Origin of the sequence: Desmospora profundinema (genome assembly GCF_031454155.1) — a bacterium.
GTDB classification, from domain to species: domain Bacteria; phylum Bacillota; class Bacilli; order Thermoactinomycetales; family DSM-45169; genus Desmospora; species Desmospora profundinema.
In genome coordinates, this window is record NZ_JAVDQG010000007.1 from 137,003 (window position 1) to 154,018 (window position 17,016).

Annotated in this window: 16 protein-coding genes; 1 reads left to right on the forward strand and 15 read right to left on the reverse strand. The window is 56.3% G+C overall.

The window, feature by feature from the left end; genetic code table 11:
- Positions 1-36: 36 nt before the first annotated feature.
- The 4 genes from JOE21_RS14840 to ggt form a co-directional block, all read right to left on the reverse strand.
- Complete coding sequence (locus JOE21_RS14840; RefSeq protein WP_309867834.1) at positions 37-1,209, reverse strand: CpaE/TadZ family protein; 1,173 nt, start codon at positions 1,207-1,209, stop codon at positions 37-39.
- A gap of 32 nt (positions 1,210-1,241) precedes the next feature.
- A complete protein-coding gene (locus JOE21_RS14845; RefSeq protein ID WP_309867836.1) occupies positions 1,242-2,048 on the reverse strand; it encodes a flp pilus assembly protein CpaB in 807 nt (268 codons plus the stop codon).
- Positions 2,049-2,180: 132 nt separating this feature from the next.
- Positions 2,181-2,621, reverse strand: coding sequence for a prepilin peptidase (locus JOE21_RS14850; protein ID WP_309867839.1), 441 nt, complete (start codon positions 2,619-2,621; stop codon positions 2,181-2,183).
- A 298-nt stretch (positions 2,622-2,919) separates the two neighbouring features.
- Entirely contained in the window at positions 2,920-4,686 is a 1,767-nt protein-coding gene (gene ggt / locus JOE21_RS14855) for a gamma-glutamyltransferase (protein WP_374709387.1), read from the reverse strand.
- A 228-nt stretch (positions 4,687-4,914) separates the two neighbouring features.
- Here ggt and JOE21_RS14860 point away from each other — a divergent pair, with 228 nt between their 5' ends.
- Positions 4,915-5,817 carry a glycerophosphodiester phosphodiesterase family protein gene (locus JOE21_RS14860; RefSeq protein WP_309867841.1) on the forward strand — a complete coding sequence of 301 codons (903 nt, stop codon included), beginning with the start codon at positions 4,915-4,917 and terminating at the stop codon, positions 5,815-5,817.
- Here the strand turns inward: JOE21_RS14860 and JOE21_RS14865 are convergent.
- From JOE21_RS14865 to JOE21_RS14915, 11 genes are all read right to left on the reverse strand, one after another.
- Entirely contained in the window at positions 5,808-6,104 is a 297-nt protein-coding gene (locus JOE21_RS14865) for a hypothetical protein (RefSeq protein ID WP_309867843.1), read from the reverse strand. The two genes, JOE21_RS14860 and JOE21_RS14865, sit on opposite strands and share 10 nt — an antisense overlap.
- Before the next feature lie 128 nt (positions 6,105-6,232).
- The gene (gene lysS, locus JOE21_RS14870; RefSeq protein WP_309867845.1) at positions 6,233-7,744 is read right to left on the reverse strand and encodes a lysine--tRNA ligase; all 1,512 of its coding nucleotides are present in this window, start codon (positions 7,742-7,744) and stop codon (positions 6,233-6,235) included.
- A 393-nt stretch (positions 7,745-8,137) separates the two neighbouring features.
- Positions 8,138-9,148, reverse strand: a complete 1,011-nt coding sequence (gene dusB, locus JOE21_RS14875; RefSeq protein ID WP_309867848.1) for a tRNA dihydrouridine synthase DusB — start codon at positions 9,146-9,148, stop codon at positions 8,138-8,140.
- The gene (gene folK / locus JOE21_RS14880) at positions 9,145-9,681 is read right to left on the reverse strand and encodes a 2-amino-4-hydroxy-6-hydroxymethyldihydropteridine diphosphokinase (RefSeq protein ID WP_309867851.1); all 537 of its coding nucleotides are present in this window, start codon (positions 9,679-9,681) and stop codon (positions 9,145-9,147) included. The genes dusB and folK overlap by 4 nt, the downstream gene beginning before the upstream one ends.
- A complete protein-coding gene (gene folB, locus JOE21_RS14885; RefSeq protein ID WP_309867854.1) occupies positions 9,678-10,040 on the reverse strand; it encodes a dihydroneopterin aldolase in 363 nt (120 codons plus the stop codon). The genes folK and folB overlap by 4 nt, the downstream gene beginning before the upstream one ends.
- A gap of 12 nt (positions 10,041-10,052) precedes the next feature.
- Positions 10,053-10,910, reverse strand: a complete 858-nt coding sequence (gene folP, locus JOE21_RS14890; RefSeq protein ID WP_309867856.1) for a dihydropteroate synthase — start codon at positions 10,908-10,910, stop codon at positions 10,053-10,055.
- 27 nt (positions 10,911-10,937) lie between these two features.
- Complete coding sequence (locus JOE21_RS14895; RefSeq protein ID WP_309867858.1) at positions 10,938-11,528, reverse strand: anthranilate synthase component II; 591 nt, start codon at positions 11,526-11,528, stop codon at positions 10,938-10,940.
- Positions 11,529-12,077: 549 nt separating this feature from the next.
- Positions 12,078-13,007, reverse strand: a complete 930-nt coding sequence (cysK, locus tag JOE21_RS14900; protein WP_374709388.1) for a cysteine synthase A — start codon at positions 13,005-13,007, stop codon at positions 12,078-12,080.
- A 151-nt stretch (positions 13,008-13,158) separates the two neighbouring features.
- A complete protein-coding gene (hslO, locus tag JOE21_RS14905; RefSeq protein ID WP_309867861.1) occupies positions 13,159-14,043 on the reverse strand; it encodes an Hsp33 family molecular chaperone HslO in 885 nt (294 codons plus the stop codon).
- Between the two features lie 37 nt (positions 14,044-14,080).
- On the reverse strand, positions 14,081-14,845 hold the full coding sequence (locus JOE21_RS14910) for a type III pantothenate kinase (RefSeq protein ID WP_309867864.1): 765 nt from the start codon (positions 14,843-14,845) through the stop codon (positions 14,081-14,083).
- Between the two features lie 395 nt (positions 14,846-15,240).
- A complete protein-coding gene (locus JOE21_RS14915) occupies positions 15,241-16,929 on the reverse strand; it encodes a formate--tetrahydrofolate ligase (RefSeq protein ID WP_309868020.1) in 1,689 nt (562 codons plus the stop codon).
- Positions 16,930-17,016: the final 87 nt, after the last annotated feature.

Sequence of the window (17,016 nt, forward strand, 5' to 3'; positions counted from 1 at the left end):
TCGAGCATGAGAAAAAAGTGACAAGTTCGGCCCCTCCTAAGCGGACTTCATGGAATCCATGGTCAAAAGCCAACGAGCCAATTTCTGAACATCGCGAGCAAATAAGGACAAACCCCGCTCGCTACGTGACGATCGAATCAGCTTACCCTGATTCAAAATCTGCTGAGTCCGTTTATTGTCGTCGCGCAATGAAGCAATAACAGGATACGGAAAGTGTTTCGAAACATCTTTTTGCGTTAACTCTGTCTCACGGCTCATTCGATTTAGAATTAAGTTCAGGCGGTTGGCTGGATCAATCCCCAATTTCGAGAAGAGATCCAACACACTGTTTAAAGCCGTCATGGAAAGCATATCGGGAATCATCACATACCCGATCTGATCCGCTTCTTCTAATACCGTGTAATTAATCGGCGTCATCTCGGAAGGCAGATCAACCAAGATGTAGTCATAATACAATCGGGCCGTACGCAACAGGCGCTCCACGTGCTCTTCTGTTACTTGTTCCGCTATTTCCGCGCTCCCCGGACTTGCCAGAACCTCGATTTGCGATTTTGGCTCTACCACGGTGACACTGCGAATATGGTTGTCATTCAACTCCTGCAATACCGGATCTAGATCATAGATATGGCGATCACTAGTCAATTGAAGAATCGTTTCAATGCCCCCATACTGAAGGTTAAGATCCACTAAGAGAACGCTGGAGTTGGAGTCCAAGCCGATGGTCTGGGCGAGTGTGGAAGTGACCAAACTTCTGCCTTGTCCCCCTTTTCCGCTGTAAAAAGCCATCACCTTTCCTTGTGCCCAGGAAAAGCTGGCAGCTGCTTCATCTTTCACACTTTGACTCTCTAAGGCACGGACCGCTCTGCCCAATACGTCTTCCAGCGCTTGTATTTCTTCCGGCAAAAATAAGATGTCGAATGCTCCCGCCCGGTTCACATCCCTTGTACGTAAAGGGTCTCGCCGTTCCGTCAAGTATACGATCAAAGCGTCGGGAACCTCTCGGGATATATACGGAATCAGTTGAACGCTGTTCCCGCTTTTTTGTTCATGCAACACGACGATGTCTGGTTTTAATCGAACGATTTCTTTTCGCACTTCACTTGACTCCAGACAATGGTTCTTAGGAAACTTGGTAGCCACTTTGGAACGTAAATCTTCTGCTTGATTCTTATCTTCACTGACGATGAGAAGTTTATGTTGAACTGGCATGAAACGGTCCAACCTCCTACTTCATGGTCTCGTTACAAACCGGAATCTTGATTTTCTCCATTTGAATTATTGGGGTCAACGGTATCCCCTTCATCAGAAGGAGAGGTGTGAGGGTGATTCTCATTTTGTTGGCTGCCATCCTCAGTGGATGGAGGTGCTCCTTGCTGTTCATTTCCTTCTTTCTCTTGATCGGAAGATCTCCTTTTCTTCGACCCTTCGCTGGGAGCTTTTAAGACACGGATGGATACAGCAAAGTTTTCTTCATGAATCAGCTTCTCGGCTTCTTTAAGGGTCATCTCCAGCCCGATCCCTTTCCCATCCCCTGTCATGGCCACTACCGGAACATCTCTCATAAAAACACTGGTTTTTACATTACCGTTACTTCTGTTTGAAACGACAATATCAACGCGGTCGTTCACTTCTAGTGATCCATCAAACTTCACACGGTCCGACTGAGCCAGCGTTACCATCCGTTTATCATTGGCTGTTAGGAACGACTGTGATTTTAAAATATTTCGGGTAAGCAAGTCTCCTTCTTCCATAGGAGAAATCGAAATTAAGCGATCAATGGAGTAGGGGTAATCCCCCAATTGAATCTGATTCAAATCGGTTACAGCCGATTCCTGAACATATTGGACAGGGACTTTCACCTCTTTGAAGTGTTCTGAGGATAAAGGCTCCCTGGACGAAATGTCCTTCGCCGCCACATACACTGTTGCGTGGTTCCCCAGTCGTGAATCGACCGCACTCACCTTTTGCATGAACATAAAGCCCGCGATCGCCGCTAAACCCAGTGCTAATATGAGAAAAATGATGGCTCTGCGCTTTGCGTCTTGCATTCTTTTGGACACCTGCTTATCATAAGGATTTGTAAATACAGAGATTCAATTTGAAATATTAGATTATCAGAAGCTACAACAGTGCAAAGCAATGAGCAAACCCAATATTTCTAAATGAACACCCCTGTAATATCACTGAAACCAGTAAACCACTAAAACTGCCGCCAATATAAACGGGGCAAACGGAAATTCGGTATGCTTGCCTACACTGGACCACCGGAAAAGCTTCACGCCAAACACCACAACCGCCGCCAACACATGAGACAACAAAAAGATCGACAAAAACGGCTCCCATCCCACCGCCAACCCGATCATAGCGAACAGCTTTACATCTCCGCCGCCGATGGAACGTTCGTTTGTCAAAGCTGCGATGACTGTTAACACGATGAGCACGATGACTCCGGTCAATATGTAGTTCCACCAGGGTTCCGGGCGGTGAAACATTCGGATGATTACTGCGGCGGCCACTCCGATTAAGACAAAGCGGTCGTAGATGAGTCTCTCTCTCAAATCGGTAACGGTTGCTGCAATTAATAGTCCGATGAGAATCCAATATAATACGTGTTCCGCCAAGTTCGTTCATCCTTTGGTTGCGTCACATTTTTGGAAACCATTGCTTATTACACAGGCAATTATATTCCCAATCAACTGGAAAAAGCAAGAGGGAAAATGAAAATTAGGACCAATAGACTATCATTAAAAAGAAAAATGTCAGCGGTTTCTATTCGAATCATATCTTTTCACATATTCCAGGTACCTAATCATAAAGTGAAGCCAGTCCCTTTTATAAATAGGTAGTGCATTTTTCATTCTCTGCTTCCATTCATAACTTCATAGCGAAAGCCACCCGGTTGGGTGGCTTCCTCCATTCTCATCTCCTCGGCCGTTTCCCCCCGATCCCGATTGCTACGCCTTCCCGGGTGGAGTCGGCCGCGCCGTGGTAGAGGCCAGTGGCGGGGTCGATCCAGATGGCGTTGACGTTGCCGATGTCCCGAGGAGCGGCTTCGAAGCGGTGGCCGCGGGCTTCCAGGTCGGCGCGAACGTCATCGGGGATGCCGGGCTCCCAGCGGATGTTGGGATAGGCGTTGGTGTAGATGCGGGGTTCCTCGATGGCGTCTTTTAAGGCCATGTCGTATTCCAGGACGTTTAGGATCGTCTGGGCGACGGAGGCGATGATGGTGGGGCCGCCCGGGGAACCGACGGTCATGACGGGGTTGCCGCCCTGAAAGACGATGGTGGGGGTCATGGAACTCATGGGCCGTTTGCCGGGCTGGACTTCGTTGGGGCCGCCGGGGCGGGCGTCAAAGTCGGTCAGCTCGTTGTTCAGCAGGATGCCGGTGCCGGGTACCATGATGCCGGTGCCGAAGAGCTGCTCGATGGTGGTGGTGTAGGAGACCAGGTTGCCCCAGCGGTCGGCGACGGTGAAGTGGGTGGTTTCGCCGCCGGGCCGGTCATCCTCTTGCCGAGTGGCTTCCCCTGTGGCAGAGCCGCCCTGATACGCCCAGGGGTCTCCCGGCTCTACGTGGGGATTGGCCTGCTCCCGATCGATGAGGGCGGACCGCTCCCGTAAGTAGTCGGGGTGGAGCATGCCGCGCTGGGGGACGGTGACGAAGGCGGGATCCCCGATGTAGGTTCCACGGTCGGCGTAGGCCAGGCGGCTGGCCTCGGCAAAGAGATGATATTTTTCCGGGGAGCGGACGTCGTATTGGCCGATGTGTTGATCCTCCAGCATGGTCAGGATCTGGAGGGCCGTAATGCCGCCGGAGCTGGGCGGAGGCATGGTGACGATCTCGTATCCCTGGAAGCTGCCGCGCACCGGTTCATCGATGGTGAGGCGATAGCGGGCCAGGTCGGCCCGGGTCATGGTGCCGCCGTACTCCTGGACGGTATCGGCGATTTTCGCCCCGATCTTTCCGCGGTAGAAAACACTCGGTCCATACCACTGGATCGTGCGGAAGGTTTTGGCCAGATCTTTTTGCACCAGCCGGTCCCCTTCTTGTAAGGGCTCCCCGTCAGGCAGAAAGACGTCTTTGGCCGGGGTGCGGGACAATTTTTCCTGGTGGTCCTGGATCGCCTGGGCCAGCACGCGGTTGACCCGCACACCTCTGTCCGCCATGCGGATGGAGGGCTGGATCAACTCGGCCATGGGCCGAGTCCCCCACCGCTTCAGGGCCGTATCCAGTCCCATCAGGGTGCCGGGCACGCCGACGGCGTTGCCGTGTGTGGATCGGACGGCAAAGGGAATGATGCGCCCGTTTTCATCCAGGAACATGTCGGGAGTCGCCCCCGCCGGGGCGCGCTCGCGGCTGTCGATGATGGTGACGCGGTCCCTCCTTTTCTCGTAAACCATCATAAATCCGCCCCCGCCGATGCCGGACATCATCGGCTCTGACACTTGCAGCGCAAACTGGATGGCGACGGCGGCATCCACCGCGTTTCCGCCTTTACGCAGCACATGGGCTCCTACACGGGAGGCTTCCTCAGTAGCGGTCACCACCATGCCGTTTCGCCCCACGTCCACCTGTTTGTCCCCTGAGGGGGGCATCGTTCCCTCGGCAACGGAGACACCGGGCAGCGCCAGTGAAAAAACCAACAACAAGACCAGCGACCAACCAGCCATGCGCTTTCCTTTACCCATGTCATCGCTCCCTTTGATTAGGGCGTGTCTGAACCAAATCATCAGACAGACCCTGTGAATGTCCCAAATCTCCTGGATGGAGATCCACTATGAATCGCAGATAAACGATTGGAAATATTCGTATTATTACAATTCTATGTAAACAGGCGAGATCCTGCCACTCCACATAAATGAAAAAAGCCCGTACATCCTAAGCGGGAAGACAGACGATGGGAGGAATCGGAACGCATGAAAACAAACGGCGGAAACCGGGGATGGAAGGGACTGCTGTGGATCACGGCGGCAGTAGTGGCAGTAAAGGGGGGATGGGGCGTACTTACGCCCGCACCGGCCGAGGCGGTCGCTCTCCCTTCTTCACCCGCGACTGAAAACATCGCCCACCGGGGAGCTTCCGGGCATGCACCGGAATCGACACTGCCCGCTTTCCGCCTGGCAAACCGCATGGGAGCCGATTGGATCGAGTTGGATGTGCACCAAACCCGGGACGGGGAGTTGGCGGTGATCCACGACAAGAGCGTAAACCGAACCACCAATGGGCAAGGAGCGGTAAAAAATCTCACCCTGAGCCAGTTGAAACGGCTGGATGCCGGCTCCTGGTTTGACGCCACCCATCCAAAGCAGACGGTTTCGTATCGGGGAGCCCGCATCCCTACCCTGGAGGAAGTGCTGCTTTCCCAGGGAAAACAGGGCCGTTTTTGTATCGAGATCAAGGAAGGGTTGCCCGTCGGGGTGGAAAAACAGGTGCTGGATACGTTGAAACGACACGGGTTGCTCCCCCGTCACCAGCCGGAACGGGTCATGATCCAGTCCTTTGATCCCCATGTGTTAAAACGAATCCGGCAGTCCCACCCCCGGCTCACGCTGGTTCAGCTGATCCACTTCCGGGAAGCGGGCTCCCTCTCCCGCCCCGGGCTACAGCAAATCGCCGATTATGCCGACGCCATCGGTTATCATCAACGGCGGATGGAGCGGGACGACATCCGGCGCGCCCACCGCGAAGGATTGCGGATCCATGCCTATACGGTCAACCGCAAAAAGAAGATGCGCCAATTGATGGACTGGGGCGTGGATGCCATCTGCACCAATTTCCCCGACCGGCTGCGAGACGTCAAAAGGGAGCGTCACCGATAAGGAACGCTCCCTTTTGATACCATTTTGCGTCTCTCCAATTCCATCGAGGCGGTCTCTTCTTCATCACCGGCAATCCGGGAGTACGTGATGATTCCTCCGAAAAATGCCGCCGCCCCTACATAAATCAAAAAGCGCGGGGACCACAAGATCCCCAGGACTACACCGACCAAGGAGACGGTCAGGCACACTCGCCGCACCGCCCCGCTCGCCCTTCCCTCCAACCCCAGATAACCGATTAACCCACCAGTCATGAAGAAAGCGAGTACCCCTTCGACCACCACCCGCATCCCCCTTCCTCAAACCCCGCTTTTTTGTCCAGTCGGTCGTCCGAATTTTCATGCTGTCAACGGGAGAGAAAAGCCCCCCGCATGGGTGACGAGGGGCGTTGTCGAACCGATGTCCAGCTGCGGCCTTCTCAGCCTTGATCCCGCATCACCGGGAACAACAGGACATCACGAATGGAGGGACTGTCTGTGAACAGCATCACCAACCGGTCAATCCCGATCCCGAGACCGCCGGTGGGAGGCATCCCGTATTCCAGCGCTTCCAGGAAATCTTCATCCATGGGATGGGCCTCATCGTTCCCTTGGGCCTTCTCCTTCACCTGGGCTTCAAAGCGCTCCCGTTGGTCCACGGGGTCGTTCAGCTCAGTGAATGCATTGGCATGCTCCCGACCGACGATAAATAACTCAAAGCGATCAGTGAAGCGGGGATCGTCGTCATTCTTCTTGGCCAGCGGGGAGATCGCCACCGGGTGACCATAGACAAAGGTGGGCTGAATCAGGTGTTCCTCCACCTTTTGCTCAAAAAATTCATTGACGATATGGCCGAACGTCATGGACGGTTTCACGTCCACGCCGTGTTCCTCAGCGAGGGCATGGGCCTCTTCATCGCTCATCTGCCGCCAGAAGTCGACGCCGGTGTGTTCTTTCACCAGGTCCACCATGTGCCTGCGCGCCCAGGGTTGTCCCAGTTCCACCACATGATCGCCGTAGGATAACGTGGTGGTCCCTTTCACTTCCCGGGCTGCATGGGTGATCATGCGCTCGGTCAAATCCATGATGTCCTCAAAATCGGCGTAGGCTTCATACAGCTCCATCATGGTGAACTCCGGATTGTGGCGGGTGGAGATCCCTTCGTTGCGGTAAACCCGCCCAATCTCGTACACCTTCTCGATTCCGCCCACAATCAGGCGCTTCAGATGAAGCTCAATCGCAATCCGCATAAACAATTCCCGGTCCAGCGCGTTATGGTGGGTGATAAAGGGACGGGCCGCCGCCCCGCCGGGAATCGTGTGAAGGGTAGGCGTCTCCACTTCCAGATAACCCTGATCATCCAGCCAACGGCGCAGAGTACTGATGATCCGGCTGCGGGCGACGAAGGTCTCCTTTACATCCGGATTCATGATCAGGTCGAGATACCGTTTGCGGTAACGCAATTCCACATCCTTCAGTCCGTGGAATTTCTCCGGCAGGGGACGCAGCGACTTGGACAGGAAGGTGACGGACGCCGCCTTGACACTGGTTTCGCCGCGGTTGGTTTTAAAGACGGTGCCGGAAATCCCCAGCCAGTCCCCCAGATCGGCGGTGGTGAAGGTTTCGTATTGCTCCTCCCCGACCTGATCCTTCCGGACGTAGATCTGGATGCGTCCGCTCTGATCCTGCAGGTGGGCAAAAGAAGCCTTCCCCTGCTTCCGCTTGGCCACCAGGCGGCCGGCAATCACGACGGACTGGCCTTTTTCTTCGATCTCCTCTTTGGAGAACGCATCAAAGGCATCCAGGATCTCCCGGGCGGTATGGGACCGTTCAAATTTGCGGCCGAAGGGATCGATGCCCCGCTCTCGCAGGGAATCCATCTTCTCCCGCCGGATCCGCAACAGCTCGTTTTGTTCTTCTGGCTGCGCGTCCACGCGCGCTTCATCGCTCATGATCCACGATCACTCCTCAGAACGGCCTCAAAGCCTGGCTTACGCAAACTGAATAATAGATAGAATAAGACTGGAAACGGGTCCCAAGGGCATATCCTAAGCCCCTATGGGCAGCTTTGTTCTTCCTTTTGATTGGAGTGGGCGGCCGGGTGGTAGGGCGTCTCCGATCTCTTGCAAAAAGCGCATAGCGAGACCGGGAGCGAAGTGACCCAGGCGAGACTTGTGCTCTGTGAGTGCAAAGGATCTGCGACACCCCACCACCCTCCCCGCTTTCTAACCATATCGGCTCTTAGAGCACATTCGAACCCGTTTTTAAGCGCCGTTTTACTTGATTGGACAAACCCATTGAGTACATCCATTCACAAGAAATTCCTCGGACTGAAAGATCTGTCATCAGGCGGGGATGACCCGTTTGCCTTCGCGGGCTTCCAGCTCCTCGATAAAGCCCAGCAGCACCTCGGTCATTCCGTCACGGCTCACCTGCTCGTTGACCCGATCCTTGATCTTGGCGGCGCCGCGCATGCCGCGCAGGTACCAGGCGGCGTGCTTGCGCATCTCGCGGACGGCCACTTCTTCCCCCCGCAGCCGGATCAGGCGATCCATGTGCACCAGGGCGATCTCGATCTTCTCCCGCGGCTTTGGCTCCGGCAGCAGTTCACCGGTCGTCAGATAGTGAACGGTCCGATACAGCATCCACGGATTGCCCAGAGCGGCTCGGCCGATCATGACGCCGTCGCAGCCGGTCAACTCCAGCATCCGCTTGGCGTCTTCGGGACTTGCGACATCGCCGTTGCCGATCACGGGGATGTCGACGGCTTCCTTCACCTGTCGGATGATGTCCCAGTCCGCTTTACCCGTATACATCTGCACCCGGGTGCGCCCGTGGACGGCTACGGCTTGACCGCCGGCCCGTTCCACCGCCTTGGCGTTTTCGACGGCGTAGATGTGTTCATCATCCCAGCCGATCCGCATCTTCACCGTCACCGGTTTGCTCACCGCCGCCACCACAGCGGAGACGATCGTCTCAATTTTGCCGGGGTCCAACAGCAGACGGGCTCCCGCCTCGCACTTGGTCACCTTGGGCACCGGGCAACCCATGTTGATATCGATAATATCGGCGTTGGTCTGCTGATCGACGATTTTGGCGGCCTCCACCAGCGTCTCCCGATCCCCGCCGACGATCTGTAAGCTGAGGGGTTTTTCCCGCTCATCCACGTACAGCATCTGCTGGGTGCGCTGGTTGCCGTTTAAGATGGCGCGGTCGCTCACCATCTCGGCACAGACCAACCCGCAGCCGAATTCCTTGGCAATCAGGCGGAAGGCCGGGTTGCAAACGCCAGCCATCGGAGCCAGCACCACGTTGTTGGCCGTTTCTACCGGCCCGATTTTTAAGGTTTTCGTCATGGTATCACCCCTCCCCGTCTGGAATCGTTTTTTTCTGTCTGCCCGTCACAGGAGATCGGTCGCACGTGATCCCTGTCGGGCACTTCCTCCGCCCATTGGCCCACGGTCCGTCCGGTGGGCGGTATCACCACATCGCTTGCGATTTCCTTAAGCGGAATCAGGACAAAGGCACGTTCCGTCATGCGCGGATGGGGAACGGTCAGAGACGGTTCCCGGATCACCTGATCCCCCATCAGCAACAAGTCCAAATCAATCGTCCGCGGCCCCCATCGGATCGTCCGCACTCGGTGCAGATCCCGTTCCACTCTCAACATCGCAGCCAATAATTCCGCAGGAGAGAGAGAAGTCTCCACTTCCGCACATCGGTTGAGAAAGTCCGGCTGCTCCAACAGGCCCACCGGCTTGGTTTCGTATATGCGGGACACCCGGACCACCCGGATCCCCTCCTGCCGGTCCAGGCGTGTCAACGCTTCCTTCAGGTTGGCCGTCCGCTCCCCTAAATTGGTGCCCAAGCCGATAAACGCGCGGGTCATGAGCGCCTCCGGTATAATTCCACCCCGACCGCACGATAGTGGCCGGGAATGGGGGGATCCGGTTTGGTCACCTTCACTCTGACTTCTTCCAGCAGGAGAAAATCAGACAGAAGGCGATCCGCCACCCGTTCCGCCACCGCCTCCACCAAGGCGTAGGTCTGTTCTTCCACTTCCGCTTTTACCGCCTGATAGACGAGGCCGTAATCGATGGTCTTCTCCAGATCATCGTTTCGGGCGGCGTCCGATAAATCCAGCTTCAGCTCCAGGTCGACCAGAAAGCGCTGGCCCAGTTTGTTTTCCTCGGCAAAGGCTCCGTGATACGCGTAAAACGCCATCTGTTCAAAAAAGATGGTATCCAAGGAACCCCCTCCTTAAGCCCGCGCCCGGACCATCGCATCCGTCATCCGAGCCACCCGGACCATCGCGCGAACGTCATGAACACGGACAATCCCGCATCCTTTAGCGATCCCCAGGGTGACGGTAGCCCCGGTTCCTTCCACCCGTTCCTCCACGGGCAGATCCAGTGCGATCCCCACCATCGACTTCCGGCTGGTACCCAGCAGCACCGGGTAACCCAGATCCACGATCTCCTCCAGATGGGCCATCACCTTCAGATTGTCCTCATAACGCTTGCCGAAGCCAATTCCCGGATCCAGAATGATACGCTCTTCCTTTACCCCGGCGGCTTTGGCGATCGCGACGCTCTCCAGCAAATCGCGGCGGATGTCGGCGATCAGATCGGTGTAGACGGCCTCTTCCCGGTTGTGCATCAGGATGACAGGCACATCCCATTCCGCCGCCACCCGGGCCATATCCGGATCTTTCTTAAACCCCCATACATCATTGATGAGGTGAGCACCCGCCTGAATCGCTTGCCAAGCAACCTCGGCTTTATAGGTATCAATCGAGAGCGGACGGTCCATCACCGGAGCCAGCGCCTGGATGATAGGGATCACTCGGGAGAGCTCCTCATCCTGGGAGACCGGAACCGCTTGGGGGCGGGTGGATTCCCCGCCCACGTCGATGAGATCGGCTCCTTCGGCCGCCATCTGGCGTGCATGGGCCACCGCCCGGTCGACACGGTTGTACTCTCCCCCGTCGGAAAAGGAATCGGGGGTGACGTTCAGGATGCCCATCACCAGGGTACGCTCATGAAGGGGCAACCGGTAGGGGCCCACCCGCAACGGCCCCCGGTGGGTGCTTGGACGATACGTAGTTTGCAGGGTCATAACGGGCAGCTCCTTTTCGTAGTGATGTCAACCGGCCGGGGCGGCACTGGGCCGGTGGCTCTCCAAAAAGCGGGCCAACATCGGTTTGCCGGATTCCGTCAGGATCGATTCCGGATGGAATTGCACCCCTTCCACCGGCAACTGACGGTGGCGCAAGGCCATAATCTCCCCTTCCTCCGTTTTCGCGCTGATTTCCAGGCAGTCCGGAAGCAAGTCGCGATCGACGATCAGGGAGTGGTATCGGTTTACATTCAAAGGGGACGGTAATCCCCGAAACATGGTTTTGGAATCGTGGTGCACCAGGGATGTCTTGCCGTGCATCAGACGGGATGCGCGTACGATGCGGCCGCCGAATGCCTGGGCGATGGTCTGGTGTCCCAGGCAAACACCCAAAATGGGAATGTGTCCCGCAAACCGGCGCACGACGGCCAAGCTGATGCCGGCCTCATCGGGGTTGCCCGGTCCGGGGGAAATTAAAAGGGCTTCCGGCTGCTTCGCTTCAATCTCCTCCAGGGTGATGCGGTCGTTGCGAAACACTTCGACCTCTTCCCCCAGCTCGCCCAGGTATTGCACCAAGTTGTAGGTGAAACTGTCGTAGTTATCGATCACCAATATCATACTTCTCGTCTCCTCTCTTCTCGTCTCCACTCGACTGATCAGGATGGGTCCACCCACTGTACATGATCCCCGCTTACGGAGGAGTTGAGCGGACCAAGACCTCGTGCCCCATCAGGGACTCTGATCTGTTTTCTTGATTCATGACGTTGACGGGTCGGTCGGCTTGGTTTTCCGTCTTCGCTCCATGCACTCATAGAGCACAAGTCTCGCCTTGGTCACTTTACGTTCCCAGGTCTCGCTATGCGTGGCAGAGTCGACTCCGCCGGAAAACCAAGCCTCCCTCCACTAGTCGCTTTCCCGCGGACAAGACCCCGGCGAAGTTCTCCCATCAGTTTACAACAATTTTGCTTGGGAAGAAAGGTGGGGAAAACCGGTTTTCCCCGGCCATGGCGGGGAATCGTTGGATTTGGTAGGATGAGTGTTACCCGTATGGATACAAGGATCAACCGGAACCCTCTCATGTGTACGGATTCCGTAACGGAAGAAGGCCGACTCCTGTTCTCTCATGCCTATATAAAAAAGCCCCCGCAGGGGCCGTTGAATCCGACATTACTCTTGTTCAAAGTTAAACAGTGCCGTGGTGAGGTAGCGTTCGCCGTTGCTGGGGATGACGGCGACTACGCGCTTGCCTTCACCCAGGCGGCGGGCCACTTTGACCGCGGCGGCCACGGCGGCGCCGGAGGAGATGCCGCCCAGGATGCCCTCTTCTTTGGCCATCCGGCGGGACCACTCAAAAGCTTCCTCGTTGTCCACGGTGATGACTTCATCGTAAATCTCCGTATCCAGAATATCGGGAGCAAAGCCGGCACCGATCCCTTGGATTTTATGAGGGCCGGGCTTTCCGCCGGAGAGGACCGGGGAAGCAGCCGGTTCGACAGCGACGATATGGGTGTCCGGGTTGTGGTCTTTCAGCACCCGGCCCGCACCGGTGATGGTGCCGCCGGTACCGATCCCGGAAACAAAGGCGTCAATCTTGCCGTCCATCTGTTCCAGCAGTTCCGGCCCGGTGGTTTCCCGGTGGATTTTGACGTTGGCCTGGTTTTTAAACTGTTGCGGCATGAAGTAGTCCGGGTTTTCCTTGGCGATCTCTTCCGCTTTGGCGATCGCCCCTTTCATCCCTTCGGCACCGGGGGTAAGAACCAGCTCTGCCCCGTAAGCACGCAGGAGATTGCGCCGCTCCAGGCTCATCGTGTCCGGCATCACCAACAGGGCCCGGTACCCTTTGGCCGCAGCCACCATGGCCAGCCCGATCCCGGTGTTGCCGCTGGTCGGTTCCAAAATGGTGGAACCCGGTTTCAGCAAACCGCGTTCTTCCGCATCTTCGACCATGCTGAGGGCGATCCGGTCCTTTACGCTGCTCCCTGGGTTGAAAAATTCTAACTTTAAGTAGACATCGGCGTCACTCTTGCCCACAATCCGGTTCAATTTCACGAGGGGAGTCTGGGCAATCAATTCCAAAATGTTATTTGCTACACGCATGATTCCGTTTTCCTCCCATTCCCAAGCAAGTTAGTAGGGTTTTATGGTCTTATCCTACCAACTTACTTGGTTTTTGTCAATTCACTTTTTTCAAACCGATGACAAACAGACCCGGTAACATACACCAGGTCTGTTTGTCGGTTTGCATCCGTCATTTTGCTTCTTCCAAAAGCGTTTCCAATTCTGCTCTGGGAATCCGGTATGCCTCGTTGCAGAAGTGGCAGATCACTTCCGCCTCCCCCTGTTCACGGATGATGTTGGCAATCTCCTCCCGCCCCAGACTGATCAAGGTCTGGTGAATCCGTTCCTTGGAACACTCGCATTGAAAAGCGAGGGGTTGGCGGGCGTTGACGCGCATGTCATCTCCCAGAATCCGCGACAACAGATCTTCCGGGGTCGCCCCCTTTTGCAGCAGCTTCGTCAGTGCTGGCATATGGGCGATCCGGTTTTCCAATTGACCGATGATGGCGTTATCCGCTTCGGGCATCACCTGGATGATGAAACCGCCCGAGGCCAGGATGGTGGCGTCCCGGTCCACCAATACCCCCACTCCCACCGAGGAGGGGACCTGTTCGGATACGGTCAGATAGTAAGTAAAGTCATCCCCCAACTCGCCCGAAACGAGACGGACGCTGCCGCGGTAGGGCTCCTTTAATCCGAGATCCTTCACCACATTCAGGGTACCGGCACCGACGGCTCCCGCCACGTCCAGCTTCCCCACCGCGTTGAGAGGCAGATCGACGGCAGGGTTGGAGACATATCCCCGCACATGGCCGTGAGCATCGGCATCCACCACCACCTGGCCGATGGGACCATCCCCCTGTACCTGGATGGTGAGGCGGTCCCGGTCATTTTTCATCATCATTCCCATCATGGCCGCTGCCGTCGCTGTCCGACCCAGGGCAGCACTGACGACAGGCCATGTGTGATGCCTCGCCTGCATATCCCCCACCAATTCCGTGGTGACGGCGGCAAATCCCCGCACCTGGCCCTCCAATGCCGTCACGCGGATTGCATAATCCCGAGATTCAGTCATGTGCCATTCCTCCAATTTCACCCACTCTGCCGGGTTCTCACTGATTCCGTTCGTAAATCAATTTGAGACCGGCCAGAGTCAAGAGGGGGTCCACCTCGTCGATGGTGGACGTCTCTTTGCAGATCAATTCCGCCAGTCCGCCGGTGGCCACCACAGTGGGCGGTTGGGAAAGTTCCCGTTTCATACGGGTAACGATTCCGTCCACCACGCCGACATATCCATAAAATACGCCGGCCTGGACTGCTTTAACCGTATTTCTGCCCACCACGTTCCCCGGATTGACGACTTCCACCCGAGTCAGCTGGGACGCCCGCTGGTACAAGGCTTCGGTGGAGATGCCGATGCCGGGGGTAATGGCCCCGCCTACATAATGCCCCTCTTCATTGACAAAGCAAAAGGTGGTCGCTGTTCCGAAATCGACCATGATCACCGGAGGGCCGTACCGGTCCAGGGCGGCGACCGCGTTGGCGATCCGGTCCGCCCCAACCTCACGCGGATTTTCGTACTGGATGTTTAGTCCCGTTTTCACACCGGGACCGACAATGACCGGGGTGATTTGAAAGTACTTGATCGCCAGCATCTTTAAGACATGGGTGAGGGGCGGCACCACTGAACAGATGATGACCCCGTCAATCGCATCCATCCGGAGGGATACATGTTCAAATAAGCTTTTCAGGCGCATACCGTATTCGTCTTCAGTGGAACTTCGATCTGTATGGATCCGCCAGTGGTGGATCAACCGATCTCTCTCATACACACCCAGCACAATATGGGTGTTGCCCACATCCATTACCATCAACATCGGATAAACCACCTGCTTTTCGGGAAAAGTCCATTCCCATGATAGCAATGCCCATCGTGGACTGCAACTAAGTGCCCATCAGGGAACTAACGCTTGTCTAGAGCGTGTCTGAACAATCCATAGGGCGACATCCCGGGTTGGTATGGCTGTCTGCGTTTCGTTGCAAAAAGCGCATAGCGAGACCGGGGAACGAAAGTGACCCAGGCGAGACTTGTGCTCTGTGAGTGCAAAGGCTCTCCGCCAGCCATACCAACCCTCCCTTTTTCTCGCGGAAAAATGATTACCAGCCTAATCTATTTTCCGAAAGGAGAAAGACTGTCCGATCATTCGTTTTTCCGTAGTGGTATGGTCTTTGGCTCCGGGATCTTACCTGACAGATTGTTCCAGTAGTATCCCTAGAACAAACCATAGACCCTACCGTCCTGATCCACATCCATGCGAAGGGCGGCCGGCTGTTTGGGAAGGCCCGGCATGGTCAGCATGTTCCCGGTGAGGGCTACGAGAAAACCGGCTCCTACCGCGGGACGGATTTCCCGGATGTGGAGGGTAAACGCCTCCGGCCGTCCGAACAGGGCAGGGTCATCGGTGAGGGAATATTGTGTCTTGGCCATACAGATGGGAAGCTCGTGCCAGCCCCATTTTTCACACTCGGCGATTTGTTTTTCCGCCTGTTTGGAGTACTCCACTCGTTCCGCTCCGTATACTTTTTGGGCGATGGCGGCGATTTTAGCCCGGATCGGCTGGTCTGTCTCATACAGGGTACGAAGGTTGGAAGAGCCCGCTTCCGCCAACTGTACCACGTAGCGGGCCAAGTCCTCTCCGCCGGCCCCCCCTTGCTCCCATACCCGTGTCAAGGCGAAAGGAACCTGCTCACGGGCACACCAATCCTCCACCCGGCGCCACTCGGCTTCGGTATCGACAGCGAACAGGTTGAGAGCTACCACATGAGCCAAACCAAAGGCCCGCATCGTATCCACATGGCGGGAAAGGTTGGCCAATCCCCGCGTCACCGCATCGGGATCCGACTCATTCAGCCGATCCCGGGACACACCCCCGTGCATCTTCAAGGCGCGAACCGTGGCGACGATTACCGCCACATCCGGTTGAATCCCTCCCATGCGACTTTTGATATGGATAAATTTTTCCGCACCCAGATCCGCCCCGAAACCGGCTTCCGTCACCGTGTACTCCGACAATTTCAGGGCGTGACGGGTGGCCGCCAGTGAATTGCAACCATGGGCGATGTTGGCGAAGGGACCTCCGTGAATAAAAGCAGGGGTGTTTTCCAGGGTTTGCACCAGATTGGGCTTGACCGCATCTTTCAACAGCAACGCGACCGCCCCCTCCACCCCCAGATCCGCCACCGTAACGGGCGAACCATCAAGCCGGTATGCGATGACGATACGGCCGATCCGTTCCTTTAAATCCTTCAGATCCCGCGCCAGACACAGGATCGCCATCAGCTCGGATGCCACGGTAATGTCAAACCCGTCCTCCCGGGGCATCCCGTTGGTTTTGCCCCCCAATCCCACCACCACATGCCGGAGGGCGCGGTCATTTAAGTCCAGCACCCGTTTCCAGACGATCCGCCGCGGGTCAATCGAAAGGGTGTTGTCTCGGAAAATGTGATTGTCGATCATCGCCGCGATAGAATTGTGAGCCGAAGTAACCGCGTGAAAGTCCCCGGTAAAATGCAGATTGATATCCTCCATCGGCAACACCTGGGAATACCCCCCACCAGCGGCTCCCCCTTTGATTCCCATGACGGGGCCGAGGGAAGGTTCGCGCAGGGCGACGGTCGCCTTTTTTCCCACTCGGTTGAGGGCCTGACCCAATCCAACGGTGACGGTGGATTTCCCTTCTCCCGCCGGAGTGGGGCTGATGGCTGTCACCAACACCAATTTGCCATCGGGGCGGTTTTGAATCCGCTTCCAAACATGAGGGGGGATTTTGGCTTTGTCGTTGCCGTACAACTCCAGATCGCTTTCGCCCAATCCCAATTGGGACGCCACTTCTCGGATCGGCTTTTTGTCCGCTTGCCGGGCGATCTCGATATCACTGGGAATCGTTTTGGTCGTCTTCACTTCCCTCTTCACTCTCCCCGTCGGGTGGTCTTCTTTAGCATGCACAAGGGACGGTTCCGTCATTTTCCGCAAAGCACTCCATAGGCA